Here is an 18,318-nt window from a genome sequence, read left to right on the forward strand (position 1 = left end):
TCGTCGCTGAAAATCCGATATTGACGGATCTTCAGTTTTGTACTTTTTTTCGAATTTAATTTTAAATCGCCCATGATAGTTTGCTCTCTGAAGGCAACCTATTTCAGGCAATGACAAAATGTAAAAGGTGAAAAGCTAAAAGCTAAGAGCTAAGAGCTGATAGCTGATAGCTTCTTCAAAATCACCTTTTGATCTGCTTTGGAGTTTGTTAGATCGAGTGATTTCCTGAAATGATCTGCAGCTTTGTTGTTGTCGATGCCCGTGTACAGCTCACCGAGTAGTGCGTGGTATAAATGATGGGTTGTGAGATTTAATTTTTCTGCTTCTTTGATCGCGATTTCCTTTCCGTTTGCTTTCGACAATGCGTAGGTCCGGTTTAATGCAGCCATTGGGGAATATTCGTTGATCAGCAATTGGTTATAGAGTTGCAGAATGCTTTCCCACTTCTCCTTTGTGTCATTTTTGATGGTATGAAAATAGGCGATGCCTGCTTCCAGATGATATTTTGAGAGTACATTCCCGGATGACGACTGGTTTAAAAAAAGCTCGCCCTGGCGAATCAGGTCCTCGTCCCAAAGCTTTTCATCCTGATCTTCATACAGTACCGTTTCACCCTCGGAATCGATCCTCGCCTCAAATCGCGAGGCGTGAAAACACATGAGTGCAAGCAATGCATATACCGGCGGCAGGCTGGTAAGCTTACTTTCCAGGAGCAAATTTGTGAGTCGGACCGCTTCCAGGCAAACATCTTTGCGCAAAGTCACGTCCCGCCCGGAAGCATAATATCCTTCGTTAAAAAGCAGGTAGAGCGTAGTAAGAACGTTTTCAAGACGGTTCTGAATTTCGCTGGCTTCCGGAAATTCTATTTTTACCTGGCTCGACCGCAGCTTTTCCCGGGCACGAAAAAGCCGCTTGTTAATGGTTTCTTTATTCGTTAAAAATGCAGCCGCAATTTCATTCACACCAAAGCCGCAAAGGATATGGAGTGACAAACCGATCTGCGCCTCCGCCGGAATGGACGGATGACAAATCGCAAACATCATTTGTAACTGGCTGTCGGTAATGTTCCGGTCCGAAAGATCAATGTCGATTTCAGCACCGGATGTTTCCGCACCATTTTGCTCATAGGTAATCTGCTGCGCGATTTTCTCATTGAACAGGGTATTGCGTTTGAGGTAATCTTTTGCTTTGTTCTTGGCCACCACATACAGCCAGGCGGTGGGATTTTCGGGAAGCCCATTGATCCCCCACGTTTCCGAAGCCTGCAAAAACGTATCACTCGCAATATCCTGCGCAATTTCAATGTGTTCCAGACCAAACCGTTTTGAAAGAACGGCTGTGATTTTCCGGTATTCTGTTCTGAAAAGATGCGGTATCAGGTCTGGCTGGCTCATTAAATCGCAATTTCTCTGACTTCAACATTTCCGCCATCGAGCAGGATCGGGCAACTACTGGCTATGGCAGCGGCTTCGTCCAGTGATTCGGCTTTTACAATGGTGAAACCCCCGATTGATTCTTTGATCTCGGTGTACGGGCCGTCGGTGATCACCTGGCCCGGTCGCACTACTTTCCCGTCATGCACGAGCCGGTTACCACGACTGGAAAGTTTGTTTTGAGCAGCGATACTGCCGAACCAATCCATCCACAACTTCATGTGGGCCTGCATTTCCTCCGGCGATGCGTCTGGCCCGGTGTGTTCCGGGGACCTGAAAATTAACAAAAAGTCTTTCATTGCCTTGAAGTTTAAAGGTTAAAAACGAATGACGATCCGGCTGTTGAAGACTGGACAAAAGCTAGGGATTTTTTTCCAAAAGACTTTTTTGAGTGTCCATGCGAACTCTCAAACTGCTCGAAAAACGGTTGTAAATCGTTTTGGTATGATTGTTTATATTTTCCTGCACATTCAAATATCATCCTCAAATAACAATTACAATATGGCAACTGATTCGCCCGCACACAAGACATCGAGAAAAAGAAAAGCTGGGAAAATCTTCCTTGGCGTTATCATCCTGATTGTCGTCATCAGACTAATCCTTCCGTATGTCGTATTGCATTTTGCCAATAAAAGTCTGGCAGGAATGAGTGGTTATTATGGTCATATCGAAGATATCGATCTCGCCATTATCCAGGGAGCTTACAAAATCGACAGCATTTACATTAACAAGGCAGATACGGTCACAGGCAAACAAACCCCGTTTTTTTCGTCTTCCGAAATTGACTTATCCGTAGAATGGAAAGCTTTGCTGAAAGGGTCGATCGTGGGCGAGCTTACGCTGCAACGCCCGTTTTTATTATTTACAAAAGATAAGGTTGAGCCAAAAGAGATCGTGAAAGACTCCGCGGATTTTCGAAAGGTACTGGACAAGTTTATGCCGCTGAGCATTAACAGATGTGAGATCAATAATGGTAAAGTGCAGTACAACGATTTTACATCCACGCCAAAAGTGGACATTGCCATGACCAACATGCATGTACTCGCCCAAAACCTGAAAAACAGTTATGATTCCTCGGCTGTTTTGCCAGCCAGTGTCAATGCATCAGCGAATATCTATGAAGGCACTTTGACGATGGATGCGAAACTAAATCCACTTGCCGACAATCCTACGTTCGATATGAGTGCGGAATTGAAAAACACGAATCTGGTCAAGCTGAATGACTTTTTCCAGGCGTATGCCAAGATTGATGTCAACCGTGGCAGGTTTGGTTTATATACCGAAGTGGCTGCGAAGGACAATGCATTTACCGGTTACGTGAAACCGCTGATCCAGGATCTGGATATTTTGGGAAAAGAGGACAGGAAGGATAATCTCTTTCAAAAACTGTGGGAGGCGGTTGCCGGCGGCGTCGGAGAAATTTTCGAAAATCAGAAAAAAGATCAGGTCGCGACCAAAATACCCTTCAAAGGAAAGCTGGACGACCCGCAAACGAACATCTGGCTGGCACTCACCACCATCCTGCAAAATGCATTCATCAGCGCATTACAACCGACAATCGACAACGAAATCAATATCGCATCCGTAAAATCTCCAAAAGAGGATAAAAAGACGTTTTTGCAAAAGGTATTTGGGAAGGACGATAAAAAGGAGAATGATGATAAAAAGGGTAAAGACAAGAAAGATAAAAAAGACAAAAAGTAGGGTGTAAAATAGTAAGCTATATATTTGTTCTATGACAGAACTTAATTCCATTAAACAGACTCTCACTGAACTCAAACCAGAGTTAGTTGAGAAATATCATGTCAGTTCGATTGGTTTATTTGGTTCTGTCGTTCGAGATGACTTTTCGAAATCGAGTGACGTGGACATCATCGTCGATTTTAATCAACCCATAGGAATAGAGTTCGTAGACCTGGCCGATTATATTGAGCAAAAAATACAAAAACACGTCGATTTGGTTTCAAGAAAAGGAATTAAAGAAAAGTACTACCAGAATATTTCCGACGAGATCATTTATGTCTAAACGAAATCCGCAACTGCTGGTCGCAGACATCATGGAAAGCGGGTTGAAGATATTGCAATATACCGAAGGTCTATCGTTCGAAGATTTTCTCAACGATAATAAGACTGTCGATGCAGTGATTCGAAATTTTGAAATAATAGGCGAAGCTGCAAACCGACTCCCGGATGAGTTCAAAGACCTGCACCCGGAAATAGATTGGCATCGCATCCGGGGATTTCGAAACCGGATTGTTCATGATTACTTTGGAATCGATTACTCCATAGTTTGGGAGATCAGAAATTCGTTTTTGCCTGAAATCATCAAAAGGCTGGAATTTTTAGCTTAGCGAAAAATTCAAAAGCTTTTACTCATCCAAAACCTTCCCAATCAACATCTGGCTTTCATGATTTTCGTGGGAGCCGCTTTGGCCGAGTTTTTGGTTTAGTTCTTTCAGAACTTTCTTGGAATCTTCGGTGCCAATCGCCGCAACGCGCTGGATGGTGTAAGGTAAGATTTTAGGGAGTTTTGCCTTTTCGGCCATTTCCAATGCACGTTTCATATCCAATGCAGCCAATGGTTCAGCTGCATACCAGACCATTAATGGCAGATTGTGATCATCTTTATCTTCTGATTTTTGCATTAATGCGTCGACTATCTCCCACCGTTGCGCCGGTTCTAATCTCAACATCGCAGATGCGAGGTAGAGTCTGACAACAGGTGAATTGTCATTCTGAGCCATGTCAGCAAACTTTTTCAAAGCCTCCGGAGAGATCACTTTGTCTTCCGTTAGCAATTGAATCGACCAGCTTCTGATGTATTCACTTTCATTTGCCAGTAAATCCATTAAGTCTTTGTCTTCCAAACCTTTCGTTACATGCAGCGTCCATAATGCGCGCAGCTTACGGGTAACATCCGGATTCTTGGCAAGGATTTCTTTCAACGCTTTATGTACCTTTTTATTTGGCCCACGTTCCTGCAAAAGCGTCCTGGCTTGCCGCACGTACCAGTCGTTTTCATTTAATTGAAAGTTAACCAATTCCATATCGGACGCTTTGGTCAGATCCACTTTTACCCATTTGTCATTCTCATGCGTAATCTTGAAAATCCGGCCCATGGTTTTGTCATGAACGTCGGGATTTGGACTGTGGCACTGATTCTTATCATACCAGTCGATCGCCCAAACGGAGCCGCTCGCATCGTATTTGAAATTCAGCCACTGCGACCAGGAATCGTTCATTGCCATGAAATCGGGCTTGTGCGAAGCGATGTAACCCGAACCACTTTTCTCAAAATGATCGATGTTCAATCTCGCGCCGTTGATGTTGTTCATGAAAATTTCGTTGCGGTATTCTTTCGGCCAGCTGTTGCCGAGGTAAATCATCGCACCCGCGTGAGCATGCCCCCCACCCGCCGCCGCCGACCGGAAATTGCCCGCGTGCGGCCCGCGTTCTCCCAGCCAATGAACATGATCGCCAATGGTTTTAATGTCGTCGTAAGTATATGGGTTAAAGTGCTTTCCGGCCTGACGTTGATACCGCGCACCTTGTATCACATGAAACATATGCGGGATCACGCAAACGGTGATGAACGGATGTCCATAATCATTGAAATCAATTCCCCACGGATTGCTAACCCCTTCTGCAAACACCTCAAACTTGTGCATCGTCGGATGGTAACGCCATACTCCCCCATTGATTTTTGCACGTTCCGCTTCCGGCGTACCTGGCTTGCCGACTACCGAATGTGTGAAAACACCGTGCGTTCCGTACAGCCATCCGTCTGGCCCCCATCTCAAACTATTCAAAACTTCGTGCGTATCGTGTAACCCCCAGCCGTCGAGTAGGATTTGCTCGGGCCCAGCCGGTTTATCCGTTTTTGGATCAATGGGAATAAATAGAAAGTTAGGCGCCGAACCCAGCCAGACACCGCCCATTCCTACTTCAATACCGCTGATGAGATTGAGATTTTCCGCAAAAACCTTTTTGCTATCCAAAGTCCCATCGCCATTTGTGTCCTCCAAAATCAGGATCCTGTCCCTGCCCTGACCTTCCGGAGCGCGAACCGGATACGTATGTCCTTCCACCACCCATAGTCTTCCTTTTGCATCGATCGTAAACGCGATCGGCTTCACTACCTCCGGCTCAGAAGCTGCCAGTGTAACTTTGAAACCTTTGGGCGGCGTCATCGCGGCGGCGGCCTTTTCACCCGAAAGTCCTGCATTCAATACCGGATCGAGAGGCGGGAGAATAATGATATCCTTTTGCTTTAATTCGTTTGGAAACTCAGGCCGACTCGGGTAAAAAAGGAATTCATCAAAATTAATATGTGCCCATTTGTCATTCGCGATGTATGGGATCTGTGAGATACCAGTCTCATTATCAATGATCCTGATGAAAATTTCCTTGTCAAGATATTTCTGTAAATCGACAACCGCAGGCTGCAAAGTCGCGCGGCCTTGTCCGGTAATATGGTAAATCACGCTATCGGTGCCTGCAAGTACCAGCTCTACTCTCGTATCGACCAATGCGCCACCGGATACCATGAATGCGGCAAATGGCTGGGTAACTTTGAATGGCGCCGAGGTTAATTTTCCCGTCAGTTTATAATTCGTATTTCCGCCGCTGCTCAGGAAGTATTTGCCATCAAAACCTATATTCATTTCCTTTTCATGTACCGGCGATGGATCCGAGCTGAAAAGCGGATTCGTAAAAGCATCCCCGGTAGCTGTCCAGTCTTTTAATGTACCTGTTTCGAAATTCAGATTCAGTGGCTGCCCGTCTTTCATGGGCAAGTGTCCAGCCACCGTTTTTTCGTTCACCTCTCCTTCCACTACCTCAAAGCTTCCGACCATGCCTGCAATGCGGTGCCCCGGAACCGAACAGAAATACGTGTCACTTTCCTTTGCAATGAAGTTGATGCTCGTGCTCGCCCCCTTTTCGAGGATCACCTTGCTTTTGATACCCAGCTTTTCCAGTGAAATATCGTGTGTCATCAACTCACCATTCGTGATTTTGATCCGGACTTTATCACCCTTATTTGCCTTCAAAGTCGGGTTCCGTGACCCATCTGGCGCGAAGTAACCCAGCATGGTTGCTTCCAGCGAATAATCCCGGTCATACTTGGCCGTATCCGCTTTTGCAGCACTGCTTTTAGCCGAAGTTACCTTACCTTTTTGAGCAAAAACATAGCTTCCAGACGTTGAAACGACGATTATGATCAATGTGAGAAGCTTGCTGAACCGTGTCATATAGTGGTAATTATGTTAGGAGTTGTTCCTTTGGTGGAAGAAAGAGATGCCTGATTCAATTTTACTTATACCAAAAACAATCCTATTCCTTTGCCAAAATTTGGGCGCTAATCTCTTCGTGCTCTACCACATAGGCCAAAACTGATTTCACAAAATCATTCAAGGTTACATCATATCGAGAAGCGAAGGCCGCGATCTTTTTGTGCAGAACCGAGGGTACTCTCACATTAAATACACCTTTGTAAGTTTTGTCAGGTGATTTCCCAAGTGACTTACAGCTTTCCAGATAGTCATCTATTGCCTCTTGAAAAGCAGTTTTCAACTCTCCCACTGATGTTCCTTCGAAAGTAATCAAATCATTAACTCCGATCACCTTCCCAAAAAACACTTCATCATCCGAACTATAATGGATCGTAGCCATATAGTCTCCGTAGGTTAAAGAATTAATCATTTTTAATTTTACGATTTTGTTTCAAAGTCATTATTATCTGCTCGATTACGTAGGTCTTCACAACTGGCCTGGGATGAGGTTTATGAAGACTAAGGATCAACTGATCTGAGTCGACAAACTTCCTTCTCGACCCTCCTGTCTTTCCAGAAGACATCTCAACAAATCCAAAATGGCTCAAAATTAGGGACAACTCATCCCAGGTCAGGTCCTTCGGTTTGCTCATAAAGCGGGCAACCAGCTTATCAATCTTGCTCAATAGTATGTGTATTTGTGACTAAATATTAGTTACAAATATAGCCTTATATTTATATTTCACAAATAATAAGCTTTGGAAAAAATTCAGTTTTGTAATTGAAAATTTTCTATATTTGGGAACTTACTCAATGCGAATCGATATGGGAATGAGCTTAGTTGATACTTTTAACTTTCTTGATATGACCAGTAATTTCGCGATTGCGACTTCCGCCCGAAAAGGCTTGAATACCAAAGTATTCTACGACTTTGCGGATGCAATTAAAATGCCCGAAAAAAACCTTGCTTCAATCATCAACCTTTCTGCTAGGACGATCAGCAATTACAAAGAATCCAAAAAAGCGCTTGAAGCACCTTACAGTGAGCATTTATTGAAGCTCATCGCCCTTTTTAGCAAAGGCGAAACGGTATTCGGAAATGTAGATGAATTTAATTACTGGCTTCAAAAACCACTGTGGAATTCCGACGAAAAGCCTGCTGACTGGCTGAATACCTATGGCGGCGTGGATTTCCTGGCCGAAGAGTTGGACAAGCTTGCACAAGGTTATCCTGCATAATATGCTCGTTTACAGAATTGTGCATAAAATGTTCAGCAACAGTCTATTTGCTTCCGGGATGAAAGGTCGGTGGAATAGTGAAGGCAACAAAGTGCTTTACTCGGCCGAATCGATTCCTCTGGCATTTCTCGAGAACATGGTACGGCGACAGGGGGTCGGCTTTAATGATGATTTCAAGATCATGTACATTGAGGTTCCAGATCATGTGGCAGTAGACGTGATATCCATTGCAGATCTTCCCAAATCCTGGCGAAAACCGTACGATTATAATGCCTGTCTGCCCAAAGGAGACGCATGGTTTCAGGAACGAAAATCGCTGGTACTTAAAGTCCCATCTGCGGTCATGCCGGAGGCTTCCAATTTTGTGATCAACACATTGCATTTGGATTTTAACCAGGTCAAAATCGCAGGCGTAACGAATCTGATGCCAGATCCGAGGATTGAAGATATTTTGAAGAAGTATCCGCGTTTGTGATTGAGGAGCTTACTTTTTTGGCTATTAGCTGTTAGCTTTTAGCCGTTAGCTTTTTGCTATTTTTTCGGTTTCTTGGGGTTTCGGCTAGCTTTGCCTTTACTATTTTCTTTATTAAATCTAACGGCATTGGTTTGTTTAATGGGAAATGTACCGAGTTTTTTGAGCCTTTATAACCTGCTAATTCCTCTTTTAGCTTCGCTGCCATGGTTTTCGTGACCGGATAAATTGCAACATGTTTTTTCCATCCTGCGAAATAGATTACGTACGATCCATTCAGATTAAAAGTTGGCATATCGTACGAAATCGCTTCTTCGGCATCCGGGATAACTTCCAGTATGGCCTGTCGGACTTCTTCCAGAATCGAGCGAACTTCGGCCGGGCAACTGGCGATGTATTCGTCAACTGTTTTTGGTTTTGCGGTTGTCATGAGCAGCGAGATTTGAGATGACTATTCTTTTAAAATCTAGGAAGTTGATTAATACCTGCAAAAGACTTTTTGTTAAAAATATAATTGTCAGGCAACCGTTGTGGCACCCAATCCATTATTATCATAGTTCATCCAGTAACGGCATTGATCACACTTTCCATCATTCATGAAGCGCAAAATGGTCATAATGTGGCCCGGCGAATGCTTTTTGATTGGTATGGAAAAAGTTTGTACCGACTGGCGAAAAGGTATTTGTCGGATTCGGCCAAGGCGGAGGATGCAGTTGCTGAGGGATTTTACATTATTCTTAACAAATTAAAAGATTCCCATTTCATTGCCATTCCGCCATTTGAAATGTGGATGAGGAGGATCGTGGTGAATGAATGTCTGAAAATGCTGAGGCAAGAGAAAAGGTTTGAAACGCTCGGTGAGATTGACAATGAAACCTGGCCGGTCGATGATGTTACGGTTGAAAATCTGACAGCCGCTCAAATATTTGAAGTGATCGAAGAGCTACCAGCCGGTTATCGCACGGTATTTAATTTGTATGAAATAGAAGGCTATTCGCACCCTGAAATCGCGGAAATGCTGAACATTAGCTCTGGAACTTCTAAATCTCAGCTTAGCAAAGCGAAAAGCTTACTGCAACGAAAAATCATTGAACTCGACCCGGTTTATGCGAAACGAAAAGTTATTTGAAAAAATAAAGCAAACGACGTGGAGCGAAACGCCGGATGTGGAAGAATGGGACCCCGAAAAAGTGTGGGCCTATATTGAAAAAAAGCACGAAAATAAGAAAATCTGGCTTTGGTGGCCGTATGCGGCAGCTTCCATTCTATTAATCGTCGGGATTTGGTTTTCAACTGACAAAGTGGATCATCCTGTTAATGTTGTGAAAGAGGAGATTGCTAAGTCGGATGTCGTGAAACCAGAGATTGGAATTAAACTAAAACTTGAAAAATCGGAATTGATCACTTCTAAAAAAAGCATTTCAAAACCTTTAACGCACAAAAAATATCTCACTAAAAACGATACAAATGCATTTAATGAGGATGTAATTGAATCTTATACTCTGAATGAAGATACAATCCCGCCAACCAAAATAGATACCATTCAAACTCCGGAGTTGAATGCGAATCTACCGCTAGTCGCTATCAAACCAGATGAAAAACCAAGAGAGAAAGTGCTGGTCGCCAAAATCGCTTTTCCCGAACAAAAACCGGTCGAGCTGACGGGCTTGCAGAAAATGTTTGAGCTCGCGAGGAGAGAAAGGGAAGCCCGAAAAATGCGTATCCAATTGATTGACAGTAAAAAAGAAAGTGGCTTCTGGTCGTTTGTCCACCATAGTTTTGTTGAAAATCCTACGTCTGCTGAGCCAGCCCAATTGCCCAAAGAATAATAAAATCACATTTAGTCAAACTTAAATTTATTAGCCATGAATCCGATCTTCCTTTCGTTGGGAATGCTATTGTCACATCCCAACAGTAATGCAGCCGCCGACACGATCATCTTGAATGCAGGTGATAACAGTAAGGTTATTTTTTACGGAAAGTCTGCCGATGACCTGAAAAATCTTGAATTGCTCGATCTGAACAAGATTATCAAGGACCTTAATCAAAAACAAAACGACTCAGATCCCGCTCAACACCAGCACGTGAAGTTGGACGAAAAGGGTTTCGTGAATCCTTCCTCGCAGGAACCGACGCTGAACTGGAAGCAGCGATATTTACAAAACACGTTTTTGAACCTGCATATTGGAAAGGGGACCGATGTAAACCGTTTTGTTTTCTTCCAGCCCGCACCATCACTTTTAAATCATCCCACCGCGCGACTGACAAGTGAGATTGTGCTGCAAAACAAACTAACGACCAATCTCTCCGTGGTTCACGATGAAAAATTGTTGGACCGACCGAAAGTTGCCATTTCACTGCGTTATGGACTTGGGGTCGGGTTTAATATTCAGAGATATCTGCATTGGAATCTGGTGCAGGATGTCCCGGCTTTGGACGTAAATGAAGTAACAACACGGGCTCATGAGTTGCTGCAAAAAGAAGGTATTGTTCCATTTCAATCCGATTTCAATGCGTTTCAAGGCTTTGTGCATTTCGCGCCGCGCATTTCATTGAAGGATTCGAAAGGACGATCCACATTTTACGCGAGCGCCGGTGTCAGGTTGAATTACAATAAAATTATCGAGAATGTAATTCCGTCTCAATACGCATCATCTATGAGCGTCAACAGTACCCGTGGCGGAACGATTGCAAACCATGGGCCGGTTACCAGCGGCGGCGGGTATGGTGTTTACAGCGAAAACAGCAACTTCGGAGTAAGTTACCTGGCTGAAATCGGATATAAATGGATTGGCGTCTTTGTAAATTACGATCCCGGCTACGTCACGCTGAACACAAAACTCAATGCAAATCAAGACAGGCCCACGTCCGGTTTCTCACAATTTAAAACAGACAAAATCGGCTACATTTCTTTTGGCGTCAAGCTTGGGCGGTGATTTAAATGGCAAACCGGACTTCCTTAAAACCGGATCGAAAGTTCGATTCGCCCGCCAAGTCCGAGTTCCACAATTTTTTGAAGTGTCGAAAGCCGCACTTCTTTGATGTTATTCTCGATTTTTGAAATGTAGGACTTTGTGGTGCCGACTTTCACAGCCAATTCTTCTTGCGTTAATCCTTTTTCAAGTCGGGCCTCCTGAAGGAGTGCGCCGACTTTGAAATTTTCGTAACCTGCTTCGAGCATATCGCGTTTCACGGTCCCGACTTTCCCGTAAAACTCCTCTTTGAACTCGTCCAGCGTGGTAATGTCACTTTTTTTCGCTCTCATATTCCTCTTTAATTTTAAGTGCCTTTTTAATTTCCTGTCTCGGCGTTTTCTGTGTTTTCTTTTGGAAACCGTTCGCCAAAACAACAAGCTTTCCTTTATCAAAAAAACAGAAAATGCGAAAGATATCGCTACCCGTCTGAATCCTTATTTCATAGAGCCCGTCCGTATTTTCAATATGTTTTAGAAATGACTCCGGTACCCTATTCAGCTCTGAAATCAAATCCAGCGTCCAGATAACCTTCTCTTTAACTTTTTCATTTTGCTCCCGGAAAAATTCACGAAAGTAATCTTTGTAAAAAATAATAGTGCGCTCCTTCTGTTTTTGATCTGCCATACAAATGTATAAAAAGTTGCCCGAAAGTGAAACTTATCCAAGATTTATTTTTCAACCATTGTCAAAAAATTCTTGGACTCTTTCTTGGTACGGACAACATCAAAAAAAGTAACGCAACTAAAAGTGAAAGTTTTTGAAAGTTTGAAATCTCAATGGAAGATGCTATGTTTACCACGTCCAATATCTACTAAGTGCATTAGCGCCGCCGAACTTTTTACGTCGGCATTTTCAATGCCTATACATCTGCGTATACCGATGAGCGGTGTCGTGGCTACCGTAATTGTTTGAACACAATTGCTCTTAGTAGAGTTGGACAACGGCAAGTGCGGCACCGTTTTTTGCTGCATTAACTTCCAATTCAACTAGTTATGCACACCAGTGAAAATTCATTAACACAAAATCTTACTGCAGAACAATTATTGAAAAGCTTCCTCAGCCCGGACGTAGATTTGGTCGAGCTAGAAAGGGTCCAAAGTGACTTGATAATGAGTTACTTCAATCCATCAGAAGAAGGTTATCCCTCACCGGAACGGGCAGTACAGGTTTTGGAGCAAAGTCAGGTAATGATCAAAATGATACGCCAGATTTCTGACTTCGGGAAAGGTAGTGGCGTGAGAAGATGGTAAAAAGCGTTTTTTGACGATCTCAAATCAGCCGGAATTGCCGAAAATGGTGCCCGAAATGCTTGCCGTGCCAGATGATCCATTCGTTGTGAGTCAATGGCCCGAAGCCGGAATGAATTGTTGTCGCAGCTGGATTTTCTACGTAGTAGAAATCGAACGTTTTTAGCTCGTCGAGCAATTCTTCAATTGCTGCCGGAATGTCGGCGCAACGGTTTGCAGTATTCGGATCGCCAAAACCGCCAATGCCACGCGGCATTTCGAAATCGCCGTAAATGGCGGATTCTTTTCGCATTAGTGCTTCTTCGAGAGGAATATCCAGATCCGCAAACCTCTTTCCGTTTGTGTATGAGACATTCTCCGACAAATGTTCGATCATTTTTTGAGGAGTCATTAGTCCCCAAGTCGGCAGTGTATTCGGCGCCAGGCTTTCAAGCATTGCTTGTAGCCTGACGCGATCTGTAATGTCAACAATAGGCGGCATGTGGGATTTGGAGGTAGGTTATTGAAATCCCCGGGAAAAAGCAAACTCTACTCAATCGTCACAATCTCGCCCAGCGCCTCACTGATGCGGGGCGTCGCACCGGGCACCGTTACGATCAGGTACACTTCATATTTGCCACTCGAAACATCGGTCGGAATCGGGAACTGGGTAAAAACCTGGAAGAAACAATCTGTGTAAAACCTTGCCGGCAAGCTGTTTAGCAAATGTTCCTTTTTCGTTTCCCGGTTGACGAGTTTCAATTTAAAGTCCGCGGTTTCTGTCACATCTGAATTTTCGTTGGCGGTTGTGAACCAGGTATTTGCAAGAATATCCTGCGATCGGGCAAGTGTTTTGGTTTCTTTATAATACTTGCATTCGCCGGTTTGCAGCAAACTCGGCTGCGACAAAGAGACAATATAAGGTTGGGAATCAAATGCAATGAAATTCAGGTTCGAAAGTCTCGGATTCAGTTTGCCTCCATATTCCTTTCCATTCACAAATAACTTTGCACGGTAGTTACCAAATGGCATATCCGCAGGCAGCTTCACATTCAGATTGTTATGATCTTCCCAGGTTAGCTTGATCTTTCTGGCAGGCACAAAATCGTTTTCAATTTCCATGGTATACTCAGCATCCGGCAAAATGTTATAACCCCGCACGCTCAGTGATCGGTTGGCCGGATAAACCTTCCAGCCCGAAAGATCGAGGTTCAGGTCTCCATATTTCACATTTATGAGTTTTGGGAAATCAACCTTTTTTTCTCCCACCTTAATAACGGGTTTGAAATTCCCGGCTGGTGTATTAACCGGAAAATAAACGGCAAGTCGCGATGCCCCGGCGGAGTCCGACCCCAATGCAGTGGATATACTGAAAACCTCTGCACCGGTCGTTTGATCCGTTAAAATAACCTGCACATCTTCGCTCAACTTTCCACTTTCGTTGGCGAACGGATAGCTGCCAACGTTCGTTACAAGCAGCTCGGTAAACGCAGTTTGATCAATAGTAATATCAATGTCTTTTTGTGCGCCGACAATCTTAAAAGGATCAGCTGGAATGACATGGATCCGGAAATCAAAATTTCCATGCACGCTACTCCTCGTCTGTATGCCCACAGGCCTTGCTTCAAATTCCAATCCCTGACTAATATCCGTCACAAGTTGAAATTGATTGTTCAATTTGACAGTTGGCTTTATTACATCTCCAAATGCATACCCCGCAGGAAGCGTCACAAAAACCTGATTGTCAACCATTTTAATATTCTCATCGCTCACGCCGACAATCTTAAATTCCTTCACGACGGAATTGATGTCGCCGGTAAATGGCTCAGGCTCATTTTTATCTTTACAACCCAGGAATGCGATCAGGAGTAGGAAGCAGATTTTTTTCATGACAAGGCAAGTTTATTGAATGGTGAGTATTCTCGGGTATCTTCCACTTATAGTAGCCGTCCCGGCAGCCCAAACGAGATAGGCTTCATACTCGCCATTCGGAATTTCATTGGGGATTGTGTACGGAGAATACACTTGCATACCGTGCGGGAGACCGACTGAAACGCCCGGGTTTTTCAGAATAAACTCTTTATTAGTAGTTCTGTTGACAAGTTTCAAATTATTTTCCCTGAATTCGGTGGACCAGGCTACATTTATGAGTAAAGCTTCACTTCTGGAAATCGCCGTAGCATCCTCATAATACTCGACGGAATGGGGGCCAAATGTCTTTTTCATAGAAGGTTGTGAAACGGATTTGATGATGAGATCGTCATTCGATTTTCGATAAAATAGATCTGCATATCCCCGGAATGGGCTCCTTTCTTTCGCCAGAATTTCCCCATTGACCAGCGTAGTGACCTTGTAAGAATCCAATGGTAAATCTTTGGGAATAGCAGCTGTGAGATTGTAATAGTCTTTTCGCGTAAGGGAAATCTTTCTGCTTCCGATAAAATCATTTTCGAGAATCGCTTCATAGACATTGCCCGGAGCGATATTGTAACCGTGCATAACCAACTCGGATGACGAAGGGGTAATGTGATCGAAACCATTATAAAGTACGAGTTCTCCATAATTTATAGCGATTGTAGCAGGTAGCTTGGCCGTCTTATCTCCCCACTGGATCGTAGCCTCATATTCACCAACTTTGGCAGTTAGTGGAAAATCAATCAGAACATGCATGTTAAGCGAATCATGGCCCTTGTCCCATGACGTTCCGCTTAAAACACTGCCATCTGCCTTATTCTTCACAATTACTATCGGTGTTCTGTAAACGTCGCCCAAATCATTAACGGTTACCCCGGTGCCAGGTAAAGAAACGGCAAACTTCACCTGCATGGGAACATTGGGATTAATGGTAAGATCGTAGCGCTGCTCGGACGAAAGAATCGCAATTGGCTCCTCTGTAAGTACGACAACATCATAATGCCTTGGTTGAAACTTCTCACTTTCCAGTGTAAACGATACGTTTTCCCCCTCAAAATTGAATCCACTCATGATATCGGCCGGCACCTTGAAATGCTCCGTTACCGTGACAGTGGGTTTCAAAAAATCCCCCTGAAAGCCTGCAGGAAGCTTAATTTTAACAACTTGCTTTTGAATATCTATATTTTCATCCGGAATGCCTGGAATGGAAAACGATTTGATACCAAGCGTCTCCCTATCCGAATTAGGACCTAGATCTTTTTCCTGTTTTTTGCACCCAAGTATAAAAAGGATCAGAGCGGAGAGAAGAAGTTTTTTCATGAGACATAGATGCTTTCTAATGACTTAGGTGACATTTATTAATGGAAAATTACTGTTTTTACTTTAATAAATATCACCGAAGTGTATAAAAAGTTACATAAATTCCTGTCCGACAATGATAATTACCTCCCAGGCCCCTGACTGCCTCCGGCAGCGGTTACTATAGTACTTGTTGTGAACGAGGAGCCTTTTGTTCCGTCAGTGTAATTTCCAGCCGAAAACAGTCCATTGTAGTTGACGCCCGCGGCAAATAATCACAACCTTTTACGCTGCCAGCCAATTTTCTGATGCAAAACTTCAATAAATGATTTCAAACGATCAGCTTATAGCCAATCCCTCTGATATTAACAATCTGTATACCAGGATCTTCGCGCAAGTAACGTCGTAGTCGGGTAATGAATACATCCAGACTTCGCCCATTAAAAAACGAATCGTCACCCCAGAGTTCTTTCAGCACCGAGCTGCGTTCGAGCACCTGATTTTTTTGTTCAAAAAGCCTTCGTAGCAACTCGGCCTCGCGATGCGAAAGAAGTACTTCCTGGCCATTGAATGTCAATTTTTGCTTGGCAGGATCAAACGAATACCGGCTGATCTGAACGACGGATGTAGTATCCTGTTTCTGCATTTTCGGACGCAAAAGCGCATTCATTCTCACGATCAATTCGTCGAGACTAAATGGTTTTTTGAGGTAGTCATTTCCTCCCAATTCAAAGCCCCGAACCACATCGGCCGTCTGTGACCGTGCGGTGAGAAAGAGAATGGGCACATTCTGATTTTCCTTCCTGATCTGCTCAACCATCGTGAAACCATCCATATCCGGCATCATTACGTCGGCAACGACAATGTCGGGCTGGTGTTCGCGAAATTGTTCCAAACCTGCATTCCCATTTTCCACATGAACTACTGTGAAGCCCCTGAAAATCAGACTATCCCGGACAATCATGCCCAGCGCGGGTTCATCCTCGACTAATAAAACTTTTGGCATCCGTTAAAATGTTAAGATAAATTCGCTGCCTTTTCCCGGCTCGCTGATCACATTGATTTTCCCGCCATGTTTCTCCACGACTTGCCGAACATAAGCCAACCCTAACCCAAACCCTTTCACTGCGTGCAGATTACCCGTAGGAACCCGGAAAAAGCGTTCGAACACCGCATTTTGATACATTTTCTCAATCCCGATCCCATTATCCGCCACCGCCAGTTGCCAGCCTTCCGCCTCTTCCCTGAATTTGAAACAAACCGTCACCTTCTCATAGGAATAGTTTATTGCATTGTCAATCAAGTTATTAAGTACATTACTGAAATGGATTTTATCCACCGAAACCATCGCGTCTGAGGGAATATTTAAATCAAAATCAACTGGTTTGCCAGCTTTTACCCGATAATTACTGACCAGATTATCAACCATTTCAGCCAGATTTACCGGTTCGCGGTACAGATCCATTTCCCGCTTTTCTTCTACGGCAAGATTCAGCACTTTATCTACGAGTTCAGAAAGCCGGGTCAGGTTGGTTTGAGAGATCGCGAGATAACTTTGCGTTTTGGCAGGATCGTTCAATACACCGAAATGCATCAAAGCCTCCACCGCCGCAGTTATCGTCGCAATCGGCGTTTTCAGCTCGTGGGTTATGTTATTAATGAAATCGTTCTTTATTTCTGACAGCTTTTTTTGTTTCAAAATTATTTTCAACATCAAAACAAAACAGCCCGTGGTCATGATGAGCAACATCACAGACCCACCCAGCAGCCAGCTCATTCTTCGGAGCAGATAAGGCACGGGGGTTTCAAATGAAGCCTGCACAAATAGATGCTTTACCGGATTGACAGGCAACGGAATGGTCCTGAGCAGCCCATCTGCCTTGGCGCGGTACCTGCGGCTGTCGAAAATCATCACATTGTTTTTCTCCTTTTTGGGAAGAATATAAAGCGTATCGAGCGAAAATGGCGCATCGATCAAACGTCTGGCCAATTCTGCCTGATAAGCACTTTTGATCTTCGTTAAATCCACCTGGTCACCTTCCTTCCAGCCTTTGATAAGCATTCCCGAAATGCGACGTGCAAGTGTATCCTCGGCATTTCCATTCATTTTGCCGGCAACCGAATCTTCTCCTGATTTATAAAAGAAACGGGTTTCATCGGGTGTTTGAGAATCAAATCTGCGGATCACCACCCTACGTTCCCTATCCGATTTGCCGCGGGTTTGGCCAAACATCCGGTCCGCTTTCGCAATCTGCTGGCCTTCGACGACCTGGAACAAAGCATCCTGCACATGTTGGGAAAACTGCTGACGGTTTAATACATACGTTGTCCAAAGCCAGTACCCTTGAAACGCATTGATCGCCACAATGCAAATCGTCATCAGCCAGAATATAGTCCGTATCCGTTGGTTCATATCAATGCAAAACTACGTGTTGCCCGATGTGAATTACAACGCTTTAACACTGTTTAACACTAACCCCTGGCCCC

The 18,318-nt window shown here is 43.9% G+C and carries 21 protein-coding genes; 9 read left to right on the forward strand and 12 right to left on the reverse strand.

Features of this window, described 5'->3' with window-relative positions; all coding sequences use genetic code 11:
• Nucleotides 1-149: 149 nt before the first annotated feature.
• Together LZG72_RS17835 and LZG72_RS17840 are read right to left on the reverse strand one after the other, a co-directional pair.
• A complete protein-coding gene (locus tag LZG72_RS17835) occupies nucleotides 150-1,394 on the reverse strand; it encodes an RNA polymerase sigma factor (RefSeq protein WP_233875577.1) in 1,245 nt (414 codons plus the stop codon).
• On the reverse strand, nucleotides 1,394-1,732 hold the full coding sequence (locus LZG72_RS17840; RefSeq protein WP_233875580.1) for a YciI family protein: 339 nt from the start codon (nucleotides 1,730-1,732) through the stop codon (nucleotides 1,394-1,396). The genes LZG72_RS17835 and LZG72_RS17840 overlap by 1 nt, the downstream gene beginning before the upstream one ends.
• 145 nt (nucleotides 1,733-1,877) lie before the next feature.
• Between LZG72_RS17840 and LZG72_RS17845 the strand changes: the two genes are divergently transcribed.
• The 3 genes from LZG72_RS17845 to LZG72_RS17855 are packed head-to-tail and all read left to right on the forward strand — an operon-like array spanning nucleotide 1,878 to nucleotide 3,784.
• Entirely contained in the window at nucleotides 1,878-3,137 is a 1,260-nt protein-coding gene (locus LZG72_RS17845; protein WP_233875583.1) for a DUF748 domain-containing protein, read from the forward strand.
• Nucleotides 3,138-3,168: 31 nt separating this feature from the next.
• Nucleotides 3,169-3,459 (forward strand): nucleotidyltransferase family protein, encoded by a 291-nt coding sequence (locus LZG72_RS17850; protein ID WP_233875586.1) that lies wholly within the window; start codon nucleotides 3,169-3,171, stop codon nucleotides 3,457-3,459.
• Entirely contained in the window at nucleotides 3,452-3,784 is a 333-nt protein-coding gene (locus LZG72_RS17855) for a DUF86 domain-containing protein (RefSeq protein WP_233875589.1), read from the forward strand. Before LZG72_RS17850 ends, LZG72_RS17855 begins: the two co-directional genes overlap by 8 nt.
• A gap of 18 nt (nucleotides 3,785-3,802) precedes the next feature.
• On the opposite strand, the gene LZG72_RS17860 is transcribed toward LZG72_RS17855, so the two are convergent.
• Together LZG72_RS17860 and LZG72_RS17865 are read right to left on the reverse strand one after the other, a co-directional pair.
• On the reverse strand, nucleotides 3,803-6,685 hold the full coding sequence (locus LZG72_RS17860) for a PVC-type heme-binding CxxCH protein (protein ID WP_233875591.1): 2,883 nt from the start codon (nucleotides 6,683-6,685) through the stop codon (nucleotides 3,803-3,805).
• An 82-nt stretch (nucleotides 6,686-6,767) separates the two neighbouring features.
• The gene (locus LZG72_RS17865; RefSeq protein WP_233875593.1) at nucleotides 6,768-7,136 is read right to left on the reverse strand and encodes a type II toxin-antitoxin system HicB family antitoxin; all 369 of its coding nucleotides are present in this window, start codon (nucleotides 7,134-7,136) and stop codon (nucleotides 6,768-6,770) included.
• A gap of 434 nt (nucleotides 7,137-7,570) precedes the next feature.
• On the opposite strand from LZG72_RS17865, the gene LZG72_RS17875 reads away from it, so the two are divergent.
• Both LZG72_RS17875 and LZG72_RS17880 read left to right on the forward strand, forming a co-directional pair.
• Nucleotides 7,571-7,945, forward strand: a complete 375-nt coding sequence (locus tag LZG72_RS17875) for an antitoxin Xre-like helix-turn-helix domain-containing protein (RefSeq protein WP_233875594.1) — start codon at nucleotides 7,571-7,573, stop codon at nucleotides 7,943-7,945.
• A 1-nt stretch (nucleotide 7,946) separates the two neighbouring features.
• Nucleotides 7,947-8,420 carry an RES family NAD+ phosphorylase gene (locus LZG72_RS17880; protein WP_233875596.1) on the forward strand — a complete coding sequence of 158 codons (474 nt, stop codon included), beginning with the start codon at nucleotides 7,947-7,949 and terminating at the stop codon, nucleotides 8,418-8,420.
• A gap of 31 nt (nucleotides 8,421-8,451) precedes the next feature.
• Here LZG72_RS17880 and LZG72_RS17885 read toward each other — a convergent pair whose 3' ends face one another.
• Nucleotides 8,452-8,847: an iron chaperone gene (locus tag LZG72_RS17885; protein WP_233875598.1), complete on the reverse strand. Its 396-nt coding sequence runs from the start codon at nucleotides 8,845-8,847 to the stop codon at nucleotides 8,452-8,454.
• 144 nt (nucleotides 8,848-8,991) lie between these two features.
• Here LZG72_RS17885 and LZG72_RS17890 point away from each other — a divergent pair, with 144 nt between their 5' ends.
• From LZG72_RS17890 to LZG72_RS17900, 3 genes are read left to right on the forward strand one after another with little or no spacing between them, the layout of a single operon-like run.
• A complete protein-coding gene (locus LZG72_RS17890; protein WP_233875600.1) occupies nucleotides 8,992-9,546 on the forward strand; it encodes an RNA polymerase sigma factor in 555 nt (184 codons plus the stop codon).
• Nucleotides 9,524-10,246, forward strand: a complete 723-nt coding sequence (locus LZG72_RS17895; RefSeq protein ID WP_233875602.1) for a hypothetical protein — start codon at nucleotides 9,524-9,526, stop codon at nucleotides 10,244-10,246. The genes LZG72_RS17890 and LZG72_RS17895 overlap by 23 nt, the downstream gene beginning before the upstream one ends.
• A gap of 36 nt (nucleotides 10,247-10,282) precedes the next feature.
• A complete protein-coding gene (locus tag LZG72_RS17900) occupies nucleotides 10,283-11,353 on the forward strand; it encodes a hypothetical protein (protein ID WP_233875605.1) in 1,071 nt (356 codons plus the stop codon).
• Nucleotides 11,354-11,376: 23 nt separating this feature from the next.
• Here LZG72_RS17900 and LZG72_RS17905 read toward each other — a convergent pair whose 3' ends face one another.
• Nucleotides 11,377-11,682: a helix-turn-helix domain-containing protein gene (locus LZG72_RS17905; RefSeq protein ID WP_233875607.1), complete on the reverse strand. Its 306-nt coding sequence runs from the start codon at nucleotides 11,680-11,682 to the stop codon at nucleotides 11,377-11,379.
• Nucleotides 11,663-12,016: a type II toxin-antitoxin system RelE/ParE family toxin gene (locus LZG72_RS17910; RefSeq protein WP_233875608.1), complete on the reverse strand. Its 354-nt coding sequence runs from the start codon at nucleotides 12,014-12,016 to the stop codon at nucleotides 11,663-11,665. Before LZG72_RS17910 ends, LZG72_RS17905 begins: the two co-directional genes overlap by 20 nt.
• 485 nt (nucleotides 12,017-12,501) lie before the next feature.
• Between LZG72_RS17910 and LZG72_RS17915 the strand changes: the two genes are divergently transcribed.
• A complete protein-coding gene (locus LZG72_RS17915) occupies nucleotides 12,502-12,642 on the forward strand; it encodes a hypothetical protein (RefSeq protein ID WP_233875610.1) in 141 nt (46 codons plus the stop codon).
• Between the two features lie 19 nt (nucleotides 12,643-12,661).
• Here LZG72_RS17915 and LZG72_RS17920 read toward each other — a convergent pair whose 3' ends face one another.
• The 5 genes from LZG72_RS17920 to LZG72_RS17940 all read right to left on the reverse strand — a co-directional run bounded on the left by LZG72_RS17920 (nucleotide 12,662) and on the right by LZG72_RS17940 (nucleotide 18,244).
• Nucleotides 12,662-13,120 carry a hypothetical protein gene (locus LZG72_RS17920; protein WP_233875612.1) on the reverse strand — a complete coding sequence of 153 codons (459 nt, stop codon included), beginning with the start codon at nucleotides 13,118-13,120 and terminating at the stop codon, nucleotides 12,662-12,664.
• A gap of 47 nt (nucleotides 13,121-13,167) precedes the next feature.
• On the reverse strand, nucleotides 13,168-14,508 hold the full coding sequence (locus LZG72_RS17925) for a hypothetical protein (protein ID WP_233875614.1): 1,341 nt from the start codon (nucleotides 14,506-14,508) through the stop codon (nucleotides 13,168-13,170).
• 12 nt (nucleotides 14,509-14,520) lie between these two features.
• Nucleotides 14,521-15,852 (reverse strand): hypothetical protein, encoded by a 1,332-nt coding sequence (locus LZG72_RS17930; protein ID WP_233875616.1) that lies wholly within the window; start codon nucleotides 15,850-15,852, stop codon nucleotides 14,521-14,523.
• A gap of 310 nt (nucleotides 15,853-16,162) precedes the next feature.
• Nucleotides 16,163-16,837 (reverse strand): response regulator transcription factor, encoded by a 675-nt coding sequence (locus LZG72_RS17935; RefSeq protein WP_233875618.1) that lies wholly within the window; start codon nucleotides 16,835-16,837, stop codon nucleotides 16,163-16,165.
• A gap of 3 nt (nucleotides 16,838-16,840) precedes the next feature.
• On the reverse strand, nucleotides 16,841-18,244 hold the full coding sequence (locus LZG72_RS17940; protein ID WP_233875620.1) for a cell wall metabolism sensor histidine kinase WalK: 1,404 nt from the start codon (nucleotides 18,242-18,244) through the stop codon (nucleotides 16,841-16,843).
• Between the last annotated feature and the right edge of the window lie 74 nt (nucleotides 18,245-18,318).

The sequence above is a fragment of the Dyadobacter sp. CY323 genome (assembly GCF_021390245.1).
Classification (GTDB): domain Bacteria; phylum Bacteroidota; class Bacteroidia; order Cytophagales; family Spirosomataceae; genus Dyadobacter.